We start from the raw sequence: 15,286 nt of genomic DNA, 5'->3' as shown, positions 1-15,286 counted from the left end.
ATCCTATAATACTCATTAACTATACATAAGGTCATGTTCAATTGTCAATCTACATTCATTTGCAGTGCCGCTTTCAACTTTTTGCGTACACGGTAAATTGTATTGTAGACCTTCTTCGGGGGGATATCCATTGTTTGTGCGATTTCTGCGGGTTTCCATTCTTGATATAAATACTGACAGACACGATATTCGACCGGTGTTAATGTTGCTAATGCTTCTTGAAATACTGCAAACAGCATTTCATTATGAATGACAATATCTAACGGGTCTCCATGTTTATCATCATAAGTGTGTTCATATTTAACAGACTGTGCATACCTGTCAAATATGCGCTGTCGATTCATCTTTTTCCGCCTGTAATCCAACTTACGCCGACGAATCGTTCGATTGATATAATGTTCAAATGGCGTAGTGTGCGGCTCTTCGGTATCTCGAATTTTTTGATACAAACGAATCACAGTCTCTTGGATCAAGTCATCACGATCATACTCATGAATACTATAATCAGCAAAAGACTGCGTCGCACGTTGTTTGATATCGTTCAATTGCGCTTCCATAAGGGGGACTTCATTTGTTGAGAAGGGTTGATTTTCAAAGTTGTTACGTTGTTCCATTCGCTGCATTGAATCGCCTCGCTTTGTTATGGGGTACTCAATAGCGTATGAATTCCCTTCTCAAAAATCAAATCGAGACTTGCCAATTATTGACGCTTACCACGTCTAATTTTTTCAAATTCTATCAAAACTTCTTCTGACAGATGCATTCTTGTGCGTGGTTTTTGTGCTTCAAATGACGATATCGTCTTGGAAACAGCTGTCTTGTTCTCTTTCAAATGACGCCACATTTCTCTAGATGAGATACGATAAGCACCCGTTCCAAAAATGGCGTGCTGTTCGCTCATATCACTCGTCACAACAGTGATATGTGTTAAGTGTTTATGATAGATATTATAAACATAGCGTTCAATAAAGCTATCTGCTGTTTCTCCCTCTTTGGTGAAAATGACCCTCACACCATGGTAGACCGTTTCTGATTGTGGTGTACCTTGTTCATACGCATCAAACACACAGATGATGTGACCTTTCACAATCGCATTATAGTTTGCAATCTCAATCAGCAATTGCTCACGTGCTTCTTCTAGATTTTCTTTTGCAAGGCGCATCAGTTCGGGTGATTGTCCAATCATATTATATCCATCAATAATCACATAATAATCTTTCATAGATTACTTGTCACCGCCAATAGGCTGACGCTTTCTCAACACCTCATACATCATCAAACTCGCTGCAACTGATGCATTCAAACTGTTAACATGACCAACCATCGGGATTTTAATATAGAAATCACATTTTTCTTTCACACGTCGGCTCATGCCTTGTCCTTCGCTACCAATCACAATAGCAAGTGGCATGTCCGCCTGCATTTGACGATAATCTGTCGCATGATTTGCTTCTGTGCCTGCTACCCAATATCCTTGATCTTTCAATACATCAATCGTTTGAGACAAGTTCGTAACTCGGATGACAGGAACGTGTTGAATTGCGCCTGTTGAAGCTTTTGCCACTGTCTGTGTAAGTGCAACAGAGCGGCGTTTAGGGATGATGATGCCGTCTACACCTGTCGCATCTGCTGTTCTAAGAATCGAGCCTAAGTTATGCGGATCTTCCAATCCATCGAGTATAAGTACTGTTGATAACTCATCCTTCTGCTTCTGCTGTTCTAGAAAATGCTCTAAAGTCTCATATTCGTACGGTGCAATATATGCTGCAACACCTTGATGAGGTGCTGTTGAGATCTGATCTAATTTTGATTTTGGAACAGTTTGAACGACTAATTTTAAATCTTTTGCTTGTTTTAAAATATCGTCAATTTGCTGTTTCTTAATACCTTCTTGAATTAATACTTTATTCACCGCATGTCCGCTCATAATTGCTTCACGAACGGCATGACGCCCAACTATTACTTCTGATTCCATTGCGTCTAACACCTCTTTTCTACTTGCCTTACAATCTCATTCAATAACGAGATGATACGTGCTTCTTGTTGAGTTAAATGCAAATAACCAATCACCGCTTCAAGACCTGAACTTTTACGATACGTTTGGATATCTGTATTTTTAGCTTTCGTATGACTTTTAGCATTGCGACCGCGCTTTACGATAGCCAATTCTTCTTCTGTAAACCACTCATCTGCTAACAATGCTTCCAAAGTTTGCGCTTGACTCTTAGCAGAAACGAACCGTTTGGCTTCTTGATGCAAACGGTTCGGTTTACTTTGATACTTTAAAATAATGTGCCCACGGACAAACTGATCCAAAACGGCATCTCCCATATATGCGAGTGTGAGTGGGCTTAATTGCTTAAAATCAATTGTGTTATACACGTTTAAATCTCACACCTTGTGGCGTATCTTCCAACAAGATATTCTGTGCTTTGAGCTGGTCGCGGATCTCATCTGCACGCGCAAAGTTTTTATTTTTTCGTGCTTCATTTCTCTCTTCAATCAATGCTTCTACTTCTGCATCAAGTAGTTCTTCAGCTTGTGCAGGTTGGAGTGGCACTCCTAATACATCACTAAAGATTTGGAACACTTCTTTAAAGCGTGTGATGACTGTTGTTGCTGTATTGTCTTCAAGCAAATATTTATTAGCTAGTTTCGCTAAATCATACCAAGCGGTAATCGCATTCGCTGTATTAAAGTCATCGTCCATCACTTTTTCAAACTGCGTTAAAATCGCTTCAATTTGATCGATATATTCTTGTGCCACAACGATATCTGTCGCTACTGATTCACGTGCAAGCAACGCTTCATAGCTATTGCGTATACGTGTTAAGCCACTTTTAGCTGCTTCAACTAATTCTAAATTATAGTTGATCGGACTACGATAATGAACGCTAATCATGAAGAAACGCAATACGTCTGGGTCTACTTCTTTGATAATATCATGTACTAAAATAAAGTTTCCAAGCGATTTACTCATTTTTTCATTATCAATATTGATGAAGCCGTTATGCATCCAATAATTTGCAAATGGCGCATGGTTATGACATTCAGATTGTGCGATTTCGTTTTCATGGTGTGGGAATTGTAAATCACTACCACCCGCGTGAATGTCGATCGTTGGTCCGAGTTTCTCAAATGCCATTACAGAACATTCAATGTGCCAGCCTGGACGGCCTTCACCGAATGGACTTTCCCAGCTGATTTCACCGGGTTTTGCACTTTTCCACAATGTGAAGTCTAATGCATCTTCTTTGTTTTCACCTTGTTCAATACGTGCGCCAACTTTTAGGTCATCCAATGACTGATGACTCAACTTGCCATACTCATCAAACTTACGTGTTCGGAAGTATACATCACCGCCACTCTCATACGCATAGCCTTCATCAACAAGCTTTTTAATAAACGCAATAATCTCATCCATATGATCCATTACACGTGGATTAGCAGTTGCTGGTTTGACATTCAAAGCACCTGTATCTTCATGAAATGCTTTAATATACCGTTCAGCAATTTCTGGAACAGTTTCGTTCAACTCTTGTGAACGTTTGATTAATTTGTCATCAACATCCGTAAAATTCGATACATAGTTCACTTCAAAGCCTTTGTATTCCAAATAACGTCTGACAACATCGTAATTGATCGCTGGACGAGCGTTACCGATATGGATGTAGTTATAGACAGTCGGTCCACATACATACATTTTCACTTTCCCAGGTTCAATTGGTTTAAACGGCTCTTTTTGGCGCGTTAATGTATTATATAATGTAATCATCTTTAATCTCCCCGTTTTTCGTTTGTTCCAGTTGTTTTTCAAGCTGTTTAATTTGTTCAAAGATTGGGTCTGGTAAATTCAAGTGATCAAAGTTTTTACCGATACGCTTACCATCTTGTTTCACGATTCGTCCTGGAATACCAACGACTGTTGTATAGCTAGGTACATCTCTTAATACAACAGAGTTCGCTCCGATATTAACATTTGAATGTACTTTGATGTTCCCCAATACTTTTGATCCTGCTGCAATCAGCACATTGTCACCAATGTCAGGGTGACGTTTTCCTTTTTCTTTACCTGTCCCACCTAAAGTGACACCTTGATAAATGGTCACGTTGTCTCCAATGGTACACGTTTCCCCAATGACCACACCCATACCATGGTCAATAAACAGACGACGTCCAATCTTGGCGCCGGGATGTATTTCAATACCTGTAAAAAATCGTGAAACTTGTGAAATCACACGCGCTAATATATAGTGCTTCTTTTGGTAAAGTTTGTGCGCAACCAAATGACTCCATACTGCGTGCAGACCAACATATGTGGTAATGACTTCAAACGATGAACGTGCAGCCGGGTCTTGTTCGAATACCATCTTCACGTCATCCACCATACGTCTTAACATATCTTTCCCTCTTTTCTCACGGTTTTAGTATTTATCTCGTAAAAATAGCACCTCTAACATCAAACTGTCAGAGGTGCTATTGCACGGTTCCACTCTTATTAACGTACACGCTGTCTTCACGTCATACGTTCACTCATTGGCTATATAAAACTGTTATCCTAAAGGTGCATTCGACTATACATGTGGTGTACTCGCAGCAACCGTACACTCTCTGAAACACTTGTTATAGTTTACTAATCCTTTATTCCAAATTCACCTTAATAGTAGTCGATTTAACTACCGATATCAAGTTAAACACTATAGTAACTTTTGAATTCGTGTCAATACTTTGTCTTTACCTAATACTTCAATCGTATTTGGTAACTCTGGCCCGTGCATTTGACCTGTCACAGCCACACGAATTGGCATGAAAAGATTTTTCCCTTTAATGCCTGTTTCTTTTTGTACCGCTTTGATTTCTTTTTTGATATCTTCAGCTTTAAATGATTCAAGTGCTTCTAGTTTCGCACTCAATACACGCATCAACTCAGGCACTTGTTCGCCATTTAGCACTTCTTGTGCTGCTTCATCCAATTCTTTTTCATCACGGAAGAACAATTCAGAAAGTGGTACGATTTCGCCTGCATAGCTCATTTGTTCTTGATATAGCGCCACTAATTTACGACCCCATTCAAGATCCGCTTCTGATGGAGATTCCGGTAACAATCCTGCCTTAATCATGTGTGGCAACGTCATTTCGAAGACTGTCTCCGCATCTTTTTCCTTCATGTATTGGTTGTTAATCCATTCAAGCTTTTGTTTATCGAAAAATGCAGGTGATTTTGAAAGGCGTTTTTCAGAGAAGATATCGATAAACTCTTGTTTTGAGAAGATTTCTTCTTCACCTTCTGGAGACCAACCTAACAATGCAATAAAGTTGAAAATCGCTTCAGGAAGATATCCTAAATCACGATATTGCTCGATAAATTGTAAAATTTGACCGTCACGCTTACTTAATTTTTTACGTTGTTCGTTAACAATCAATGTCATATGACCGAAAAGTGGTGGTTCCCAACCAAATGTTTCATAAATCATTAATTGTTTTGGAGTGTTAGAGATATGATCATCCCCACGAATAACATCTGTAATTTCCATATAGTGATCATCCACTGCTACGGCGAAATTATATGTTGGTACACCATCTTTTTTCACGATAACCCAGTCACCAAAGTTGTCTGATTCAAAAGACACTTCACCTTTAACCATATCATCAAACTTGTACGTGCGGTCTTGTGGCACACGGAAACGAATAGATGGTTTGCGCCCTTCCGCTTCAAATTGTGCACGCTCTTCTTCTGTTAAATGCGCATGCTTACCACCGTATCTTGGCATTTCACCACGTTCGATTTGTTCTTGACGTTCTGCTTCCAATTCTTCTTCCGTCATATAGCATTTGTATGCTTTATCTTCTGCTAACAATTGCTCGATTAGTGGTTGGTAAATATGTCCACGTTCTGATTGACGATAAGGTCCGTAACCTTTATCTTTATCCACTGACTCATCCCAATCAAGACCTAGCCATTGCAAGTTGTTAAATTGTGATGATTCACCATCTTCTAAGTTACGTTTTGAATCCGTATCTTCAATACGAATGACAAAATCGCCACCGTGATGTTTAGCGAATAAATAGTTAAATAATGCTGTACGTGCGTTCCCAATATGCAAATATCCCGTTGGACTTGGTGCATATCTTACTCTTACTCGTTCACTCATTGTATTCACTCCTGTTTTAATCTTCAATTTTTATATTATAACACGAGAGCACTCCAGAAATCTCATGTTTTACAAAGAATTCGTCGTAGTGCCAAGAGGTTGTGAGAGAAGCGATTTGAATTCAAGTAGAACCTAAGCCATTCTCAAAATAGCTTTTTTATTTTGTTGAATTGCGACGTTCTACCGAGAATTCTGCTTCTCGAACACTGACATCAAGAGGTTGTGAGAGAAGCGATTTGAATTCGAGTAGAACCAGAACAACGATCAAACTTGTTTTTTAAGTTTTGTAAAGCTGTGAAGTTCTACCGAGAATTCTGCTCCTGCCTCTCATTATCCTTGTTGCTTAATAATTGAAACAATTGCTTGTGCTGCAATACCTTCTTGACGCCCTGTAAAGCCAAGCTTTTCACTTGTTGTCGCTTTGACATTCACTCTTTCAACATCAATCTCGAATAAGTCTGCAATCACTTGACGCATTGTATCAATATGCGGTCTGAATTTTGGACGTTCCGCAATAATCGTCGCATCAACATTATTAATGACATATCCCAATGCTTTCACTTCTTTATAAGCTTCTGTCAATAATACCTTTGAGTCTGCGTCTTTAAATGCCATATCTGTATCTGGAAATAACTTGCCAATATCACCCAGTGCGCTTGCACCTAACATCGCATCTGTAATTGCATGTAATAAAACATCTGCATCACTATGTCCTTTTAATCCGTGTGTATGCGGTACTTCAATACCCCCGATAATGAGCGGGCGGTCCGCATCAAAGGCATGGACGTCATACCCTAAACCGACTCTAAACATGTTTTGTTTCACTCCTTTTTGCAATAATTGCTTCTGCATTTGTTAAATCTTCTTCCGTCGTTACTTTTATATTATCGTAGTTGCCTTCTACCATAAGCACGGAATGTCCTGCGTGTTCAAGTAGTGACGCATCATCTGTACCCACAACATGATTGGCTAACGCTTGATCATACGCATCTTTTAGTACACGATATGTTGCGCCTTGTGGCGTTTGTACTTGCCATAAATATTGACGATCTAACGTTTCAGTTACAAATTGATCATGGACGACCTTAATCGTATCTTTTGCTTTAACTCCTATCACTGCAGCACCATGTTCATTGATCGCATCTGCTAAATCATGGATAGACGATGCTGTAATAAATGGACGGGCACCGTCATGGACTAAAACGACATCATTGTCAGGTACATTCAATTGTGCAATCACTTTATGAATACTTTCTTGACGTTCTCGACCACCTTCAACAAGCTGTTTCACTTTATCGAAACGTGTAAGAAGATCTGTCAACTGCTCACGATCATCAGGTTGAATTGCCAAGTAAATCCCTTGGCAAGCTGGGTCTTGTTGAAAAACATTGACGGTATGTTCAATGATCGTTTGCTGAGAAAGTTCAATGAATAATTTATTGTAAGTACGTCCCATACGTGTTCCTTTTCCCGCTGCTGGGATAATCACGTGATAATCTGTCATTCACTTAGCCACCTTTTTACTTGATTACAACTCGTTATCATTATGATTTTAAAGCATACTTCAATGCTTCATGAACCGATGTCACACCGATCACTTCTATGCCTTCTGGGAATGTCCATCCACCAATATTGGTCTGTGGAATAATGACACGCTTGAAGCCTAACTTTGCCGCTTCTTGTACACGCTGTTCAATACGTGACACACGTCGTACTTCTCCTGTAAGACCTACTTCACCTATAAAGCAATCCAATCCATCAACCGCACGATCTTTGAAGCTTGTCGCTGTGGCAATGATAATACCTAAGTCTACGGCAGGCTCTGTCAACTTCACACCGCCCGCAACTTTAATATACGCATCTTGTTGTTGTAACAAGTACCCTTCTTTCTTCTCGAGTACTGCCATTAACAAGCTTAAACGATTGTGATCGATACCTGTCGCCATTCGACGTGGATTATTGAAAGTCGTCGGCGTCACAAGCGCTTGTACTTCGATGAGTAATGGACGTGTCCCTTCCATCGTAGCAACAATCGTTGAGCCTGGAACGTTGGATGAACGCTCTTCTAAAAACATCTCTGATGGGTTGACGACACTGTGTAAACCAGACTGTTTCATCTCAAAAATACCCATCTCATTCGTAGAGCCAAAACGGTTTTTCACTGCACGTAAAATACGATACGCATGGTGCTCATCTCCTTCAAAATACAGTACAGTGTCTACCATATGTTCTAATAAACGCGGACCTGCAATCTGACCTTCTTTCGTCACATGTCCAACAATAAACGTCGCAATATTCATCTGCTTGGCGATATGCATCAAACTTTGTGTACTTTCTCGCACTTGTGACACAGATCCTGGCGCCGATGTAATGTCAGGATGAAAAATTGTCTGAATCGAGTCAACGACAATTAACTCTGGTTCTAACTTCTTCACTGCTTCATGAATGATTTCTAAGTTTGTCTCTGCAAAGACATTCAAAGCACTGGCATCTTCTTCTAGACGATCAGCACGCAGCTTCGTTTGATTCAAAGATTCTTCACCCGTAATATATAAAATCTTGCGCTCCTTAGATAATGCTGCACACATTTGTAGCAATAACGTCGACTTACCAATACCTGGATCTCCCCCGATCAGTACGAGTGAACCTTGTACAATCCCGCCACCGAGCACACGATTCAGTTCTCGGCTTTTTGTTAAAATGCGCGGCGCTTGCTCTTGTTTGACATCATTCAGTTTTTGCACTTTAGCTGTCGATTCTGTACGAACACTATGTTTTGAGTGTGACGTTTTTTGTTCAATCGTCTCTTCCATACTATTCCACGCACCGCAGTTAGGGCATTTCCCCATCCATTTCGGCGTTTGATAGCCACATGCCGTACACTCAAAAGTCACTTTCTTTTTTGCCATGTCGTTAACACCCCCATCTCATTTATCTTCTCATCTATTTTATACTGGTGACCGTCACTTGACAACGACGACGCCATCATTCGTCCAAACAAAAAAAGATTGAGTGCGGAACCTTTATACCAAAGATTCCGTCATCCCAATCTTTACAAATGATTATGCAGTTGGTTCCGTAGACGGACGCTCTGTCACATCATATTGGAACGTTTCGCCATCATAATCAACAGTCACTAACTTACCATCTAATTCTTTGCCTTCAAGAATCAACTCACTCAAGTTATCTTCTACTGTTTTTTGGATGGCACGAACGAGTGGACGTGCACCATATTCTGGGTCGTAACCTTCTGAAGCGATCTTCTCTTTCGCTGCTTCTGTCACGCTCACATGAATATTTTGTTCAGATAAACGTTTTGTTAATTGATTTACCATTTTTGTGACGATTTCTTTCAATTCGTCTTTATCTAACTTGTGGAAGACGATGATATCATCAACACGGTTTAAGAACTCTGGACGGAAAGCATTTTTAAGACTCTTCATCATCGTGTTACGAATTGTTTCATAATCGCTGCCTTCTGATTTGCCACCAAAGCCAGCAAAACGTTGATCTTGTAATTCTTGTGCTCCAACGTTAGAAGTCATGATAATCACGGTATTTCTAAAGTCAACACGACGTCCTTTTGTATCTGTTAAATGGCCATCATCTAGCACTTGTAACAATACATTGAAAATATCTGGATGTGCCTTCTCAATCTCATCAAATAAAATAACTGAATAAGGTTTACGACGTACTTTTTCAGTCAATTGACCACCATCGTCATGACCAACATATCCCGGAGGCGCTCCGACTAAACGACTCACCGCATGTTTCTCCATGTATTCACTCATGTCAACACGAATCATCGCATCTTCTTCGCCAAACATTGATTCTGCAAGTGCTCGTGCAAGTTCTGTTTTACCGACACCTGTTGGTCCTAAGAAGATGAAGCTACCGATTGGACGTTTTGGATCTTTAAGGCCAGCACGTGCACGACGAACAGCTTTAGAGATTGATGTAACAGCATCTTTTTGTCCGATAACACGTTCATGTAATGTTTCTTCAAGGTTCAACAAACGATCAGATTCCGTCTCATTCAATCTTGTCAACGGAATACCTGTCCAACCTGCAATAACTTCAGAGATGTCATCTGCTGTCAATTTCGTATGTTGATCGTCTTGATTGTTTTTCCATTCATTTTTTGCCGCTTCATATTGTGACTCTAACTTTGTTTGTTTATCACGTAAATTAGCTGCACTTTCAAATTCTTGCGCATGAACTGCCGCATCTTTTTCATTTTTTACTTGTTCAATTTGTTGTTCAAGCTCTTTCAAGTTCGTTGGTGTTGTATGATGTCTCAAGCGTACTTTTGAACTTGCTTCATCAATTAAGTCAATTGCCTTGTCAGGTAAGAAGCGATCTTGAACGTAACGGTCACTTAACTTCGCTGCAGCTTCAACCGCTTCGTCAGAAATATTAATGCGATGATGTGCTTCATAGCGATCTCTTAATCCTTTCAAGATTGAAATCGTATCTTCAACACTTGGTTCATCCACTTGGACTGGTTGGAAACGACGTTCAAGTGCCGCATCTTTTTCAATATGTTTACGGTACTCATCTAGAGTTGTCGCACCGATGCATTGAATCTCACCACGTGCCAATGCTGGTTTTAAAATATTTGAGGCATCAATTGCACCTTCCGCACCACCGGCACCGATTAATGTGTGCAATTCATCAATAAAGAGAATCACGTTACCCGCTTGATGAATTTCTTCCATTACTTTTTTCAAGCGTTCTTCAAACTCACCACGATATTTTGTACCTGCAACAACAGTCCCCATATCTAATGACATCACACGTTTGTTCTTCAATGTTTCTGGTACTTCGTTCTTCACGATTGCTTGTGCTAAACCTTCTGCAATCGCTGTCTTACCAACACCCGGTTCACCGATAAGTACTGGGTTGTTCTTCGTGCGACGGCTCAATACTTCAATCACACGTGTAATCTCTTTACTGCGTCCAATAACTGGATCCAGTGTGCCATCTTTTGCGATAACCGTTAAGTCACGTGCTAAGCTATCTAATGTTGGTGTATTGTCTGATTTTGAAGCTTGTCCATTATGTGATGCCATTTCTGGACTGCCAAGTGCTTTGACAACTTGTGCGCGTGCTTTCGTAATATTCAAGTCTAAGTTCGCAAACACACGTGCTGCAACACCTTCATTTTCACGAATTAAGCCTAATAAGATATGTTCTGTTCCAACAAAGTTATGCTGTAACTTACGTGCTTCGTCCATTGATAATTCAATGACCTTTTTAGCACGTGGTGTGTAGTGTAGTGTACCGATATGCTCTTGACCATGTCCGATCAATTTTTCAACTTCATTAACGACCTTTTCTTCAGTAATATCAAAGCTTTCTAATACCTTAGCAGCAATACCTTCTGGTTCTTTCATCAAGCCTAATAATAAATGCTCTGTTCCAATATTTGAATGGTTGAAACGAATTGCTTCTTCTTGTGCATGTGCTAATACGCGTTGTGCACGTTCTGTCAATCTACCAAATAACATAAGTGACCCTCCAATTTATAAATAATGTCTTAATATGTCTGCACGTTTTGCTTCAATGGATTGTGCGCTTTCTTCATCTATTAAAAATGGTGATTGTATCGCAATCATCATGGCATTAAAATCAAACGCTGGCATATCGAGCACACCTAAATCAATACCGAGCTTAATATCACTCAAACGATATGAAGCTTCATCTACCGAAATACGGCGGCTATATTTTAAAATACCGAGCGATCGATAAATGCGATCTAATGTCTCATTCTCTTTGTGTGCCAATAAACGCTGGCGCACCTCTAACTCTTCATGAATAATCTGTGTCACGAGTTCAGTCAACGCCTCGATAATCTCGTGTTCCGACTTCCCAAGCGTCAGCTGGTTCGACACTTGGTACACATGACCATACACTTGTGACCCTTCACCGTAAATACCACGAATCGTAAATCCAAATCGATTAATCGATTGTGCAATACGATTCATGCGCTTCATAATCGACAACCCCGGCAGATGCAACATCACACTTGCACGCATCCCCGTTCCGATATTCGTCGGACACGTCGTCAAATAACCGAGTGTCTCATCATAACTAATATCAACTTCGGCATCCAGTTGATCATCAATTTCCGAAGCCCGTTGATACAGAGCATCCAGCGACAAGTCTTGTCCCATGACCTGAATGCGCACGTGATCTTCCTCGTTGACCATCACACTGACCGTCTCATCATCGTTCAGCAACACTGCTGCTGCAGGTTGCTTCGTCAGATCTGGACTGATCAAATGCTTCGCTACAAGCTTGTATGCACTTTGTTGATCCATATCGGACAATCGCTGTACCTTCAAGTCCGTCAGCGCATCTTGTACTTCGTTGACGACGCGATGTCCCTCATCTTCGTTTGGAAACATCAATGGATGCACATAATTTTCAAGATTACGTGCCAAACGAATGCGTGAAGACATCACGACCGGTTGCGTCGCCGTTTGTTGGTGACCATTCGTCAACGGTGCATCATGTTCATTCGTCATCGTGTCTCGACACCTCGCTTTGTTGCGTTTCTTCCAACGCTTGGATTTCATCTCGAACAATAGCCGCTTCTTCAAACGCTTGTTGTGCAACCAGCGTTTCTAAATAGGACCGTTTTTCTTCGATTTGTCGTTTCAAAGCACGCTTTGTATGTGACGACTTCGGATACTTGCCGGAATGTTCCAAGTGACCGCCTTGCACACGACGTACAATGTCAGCCACGTCATCACGAAACGTCTCATAACAATCATGACAACCAAACTTGCCGACATGTGCAATATCTTTTAACGTCATCTGACAAGTTGGACAGCGCTTTGCTTCACGAAACATCATTTGATCGACATTTATGCCGTGTTTCGCTGCGAGATGTTGTAAAATCTGTTGAATGACAAAAGTCCCTTCAACATCATCACCTTCGTGCCATTGCGCATCCGAATGCCCTTGCGAATATTCATGAGACAGATGGATGCCCGTTTGTTTATCTGCGTTTGATTTTTTCAGTTGTTGCTCTTCTTCATGACGATACATGACGCATCACCTTCTCACCTTTAATAATAATTAATCACTGGTAACAGCCGTTTCATGATATTGGCACGAATAATATCTCTCGCTGCCACATCTAACTTCAATGTTTCACGATCAATAACTGCCGCAATCATTTTTGCTTCCCGTTCCGTAATCAAATCATTCTCGAGCAAACCATCAATAATATAATAGGCTTGCTGCTGTGATAAGGATGTCCCAATCAGTGACAACAAGTGTTTAATATAACTCGCATGATCTTTCGTTTCTATCTTAGTGATGCGAATATAACCACCACCACCACGCTTACTCTCTATTTCATATCCATGTTCATTCGTAAATCTTGTCTTTATCACATAGTTGAGCTGAGATGGTACGCAATCGAAACGTTCAGCAATATTCGCGCGTTGTATCTCTACAACATCGGCTTGTGCTTCTTCAAACAACTGCTTAATATATTGCTCTATGATATCTGACATATTGTGCATCATATCACCCCTTTTGACCATCTTTGACTATATTATATGACCCCCTTTGACCTTTTTCAACCAATATGTTTTCCAATTTATCAATTTGTTATGTTATTGCTTTCATTTATGTTGTATTATAGAGTTAGTGAAAATATTAATAAATTTGAATAAGAGGTGTCATGCATGCATATTATTATTGGGATTGTCGGCATCATTGTTTTCTTAGCGCTCGCGCTACTTGCAAGTTCTGACAGAAAAAATGTGCGCTGGCAATACATCGGTCTTATGCTTGCCATCCAAGTCGTTTTAGCCTTTTTCTTACTTAAAACGAGCATCGGGATTAAAATCGTTGGTGGCGTAGCATCAGGGTTTGGATACTTGCTTCAACAAGCATCTGAAGGGATCAACTTTGTATTCGGCGGCTTAATGAATGAAGGGGAATCTACTTTCTTCATTAACGTGTTATTACCGATCGTGTTCATTTCAGCATTAATCGGTATTTTACAATATTTAAAGATTTTACCAGTTATCATTAACGTACTTGGTTTCTTGATTTCTAAAGTAAACGGTATGGGGCGTTTAGAATCATATAATGCTGTTGCTTCAGCGATCTTAGGTCAGTCTGAAGTATTCATTTCATTGAAAAAACAATTGCCGTTTATTCCGAAACACCGCTTGTACACATTGACAGCATCTGCCATGTCAACAGTTTCTGCGTCAATCGTTGGGGCATACTTCACAATGATCAAACCAGAATTCGTTGTAACAGCTGTTGTCTTAAACTTATTTGGTGGTTTCATCATCGCATCAATCATCAATCCATACAAAGTGGATGAAGAGAATGATAAATTACTGATCGATACAGACGAGAAAAAACAATCATTCTTTGAAATGTTAGGGGAATACATTTTAGATGGTTTCAAAGTTGCTGTTATCGTAGGTGCCATGTTAATTGGTTATATCGCATTGATTTCATTATTAAACGGAATTGTTGGCGGTATTATCGCAATGGTTTCAGGCGGTTCATTAGACTGGAACTTCCAAACATTAATCGGCTTTATCTTCGCACCACTTGCATTCTTAACAGGGATTCCATGGAGTGATGCAGTTGACGCTGGTTCAATCATGGCAACAAAATTATTATCAAACGAATTCGTCGCAATGACAGAACTTGGAAAAGTAGAAGGGTTATCAGATCGCGCAGTTGGTGTCGTATCTGTCTTCTTAGTATCATTCGCCAACTTCAGCTCAATTGGTATCATCTCAGGTGCCATCAAGTCATTAAACGATGAAAAAGGTGACGTTGTTGCTCGCTTCGGATTAAAACTTTTATTCGGTGCAACACTTGTATCATTCATCTCTGCAACAATCGCAGGATTCTTTATTTAAATAGGAAGTCCATTTTTTGTGGTGGGCAGATAATAAAAAGTAACTAATTTTATTTTTAACTTAATCATAACATGTAGTCATCTCTACATTCATTTAAGCGTACAGTTTAATTATTAATTGTGCGCTTTTTCTATACCATCATTTCTTTAATACTCGCTTGCCAAGGCGCCTCACTTCAACTAATTTTGGCTTTATTGAATAAAAGAAGCCAAAATGGATTTTCCG

The 15,286-nt window shown here is 40.0% G+C and carries 15 protein-coding genes; 1 reads left to right on the top strand and 14 read right to left on the bottom strand.

The features are described 5' to 3' along the window. Positions 1-44: 44 nt before the first annotated feature. From MUA51_RS01260 to MUA51_RS01195, 14 genes are all read right to left on the bottom strand, one after another. Positions 45-623 (bottom strand): sigma-70 family RNA polymerase sigma factor, encoded by a 579-nt coding sequence (locus MUA51_RS01260; RefSeq protein WP_262560085.1) that lies wholly within the window; start codon positions 621-623, stop codon positions 45-47. Between the two features lie 77 nt (positions 624-700). After that, positions 701-1,222, bottom strand: coding sequence for an NYN domain-containing protein (locus tag MUA51_RS01255; protein WP_262560084.1), 522 nt, complete (start codon positions 1,220-1,222; stop codon positions 701-703). Between the two features lie 3 nt (positions 1,223-1,225). Further along, positions 1,226-1,975, bottom strand: coding sequence for a 23S rRNA (guanosine(2251)-2'-O)-methyltransferase RlmB (rlmB, locus tag MUA51_RS01250; protein WP_262560083.1), 750 nt, complete (start codon positions 1,973-1,975; stop codon positions 1,226-1,228). Positions 1,976-1,980: 5 nt separating this feature from the next. Further along, complete coding sequence (locus tag MUA51_RS01245; protein WP_262560843.1) at positions 1,981-2,331, bottom strand: Mini-ribonuclease 3; 351 nt, start codon at positions 2,329-2,331, stop codon at positions 1,981-1,983. Positions 2,332-2,374: 43 nt separating this feature from the next. Further along, complete coding sequence (gene cysS, locus MUA51_RS01240; RefSeq protein ID WP_262560082.1) at positions 2,375-3,775, bottom strand: cysteine--tRNA ligase; 1,401 nt, start codon at positions 3,773-3,775, stop codon at positions 2,375-2,377. Continuing rightward, the gene (cysE, locus tag MUA51_RS01235) at positions 3,759-4,400 is read right to left on the bottom strand and encodes a serine O-acetyltransferase (RefSeq protein WP_262560081.1); all 642 of its coding nucleotides are present in this window, start codon (positions 4,398-4,400) and stop codon (positions 3,759-3,761) included. The genes cysS and cysE overlap by 17 nt, the downstream gene beginning before the upstream one ends. A gap of 297 nt (positions 4,401-4,697) precedes the next feature. After that, the gene (gene gltX, locus MUA51_RS01230) at positions 4,698-6,152 is read right to left on the bottom strand and encodes a glutamate--tRNA ligase (RefSeq protein WP_262560080.1); all 1,455 of its coding nucleotides are present in this window, start codon (positions 6,150-6,152) and stop codon (positions 4,698-4,700) included. 330 nt (positions 6,153-6,482) lie between these two features. Further along, positions 6,483-6,965 carry a 2-C-methyl-D-erythritol 2,4-cyclodiphosphate synthase gene (gene ispF / locus MUA51_RS01225; protein ID WP_262560079.1) on the bottom strand — a complete coding sequence of 161 codons (483 nt, stop codon included), beginning with the start codon at positions 6,963-6,965 and terminating at the stop codon, positions 6,483-6,485. Further along, positions 6,958-7,656, bottom strand: a complete 699-nt coding sequence (ispD, locus tag MUA51_RS01220; protein ID WP_262560078.1) for a 2-C-methyl-D-erythritol 4-phosphate cytidylyltransferase — start codon at positions 7,654-7,656, stop codon at positions 6,958-6,960. The genes ispF and ispD overlap by 8 nt, the downstream gene beginning before the upstream one ends. 40 nt (positions 7,657-7,696) lie before the next feature. Further along, a complete protein-coding gene (radA, locus tag MUA51_RS01215; protein WP_262560077.1) occupies positions 7,697-9,061 on the bottom strand; it encodes a DNA repair protein RadA in 1,365 nt (454 codons plus the stop codon). Between the two features lie 153 nt (positions 9,062-9,214). Next, a complete protein-coding gene (locus tag MUA51_RS01210; protein ID WP_262560076.1) occupies positions 9,215-11,662 on the bottom strand; it encodes an ATP-dependent Clp protease ATP-binding subunit in 2,448 nt (815 codons plus the stop codon). A gap of 15 nt (positions 11,663-11,677) precedes the next feature. Next, on the bottom strand, positions 11,678-12,682 hold the full coding sequence (locus MUA51_RS01205) for a protein arginine kinase (RefSeq protein ID WP_262560075.1): 1,005 nt from the start codon (positions 12,680-12,682) through the stop codon (positions 11,678-11,680). Continuing rightward, a complete protein-coding gene (locus tag MUA51_RS01200) occupies positions 12,672-13,208 on the bottom strand; it encodes a UvrB/UvrC motif-containing protein (RefSeq protein ID WP_481906510.1) in 537 nt (178 codons plus the stop codon). Before MUA51_RS01200 ends, MUA51_RS01205 begins: the two co-directional genes overlap by 11 nt. A gap of 20 nt (positions 13,209-13,228) precedes the next feature. Continuing rightward, on the bottom strand, positions 13,229-13,690 hold the full coding sequence (locus MUA51_RS01195) for a CtsR family transcriptional regulator (RefSeq protein WP_262560074.1): 462 nt from the start codon (positions 13,688-13,690) through the stop codon (positions 13,229-13,231). A gap of 165 nt (positions 13,691-13,855) precedes the next feature. On the opposite strand from MUA51_RS01195, the gene MUA51_RS01190 reads away from it, so the two are divergent. Further along, positions 13,856-15,061 carry a NupC/NupG family nucleoside CNT transporter gene (locus MUA51_RS01190; RefSeq protein WP_262560073.1) on the top strand — a complete coding sequence of 402 codons (1,206 nt, stop codon included), beginning with the start codon at positions 13,856-13,858 and terminating at the stop codon, positions 15,059-15,061. The last annotated feature ends 225 nt before the right edge of the window (positions 15,062-15,286 follow it).

It is taken from the genome of Staphylococcus sp. IVB6214 (assembly GCF_025558585.1).
Classification (GTDB): Bacteria; Bacillota; Bacilli; order Staphylococcales; family Staphylococcaceae; genus Staphylococcus.
The sequence above is the reverse complement of the archived record's forward strand: the minus strand, read 5'-3'. Positions and strand labels throughout refer to the sequence as shown.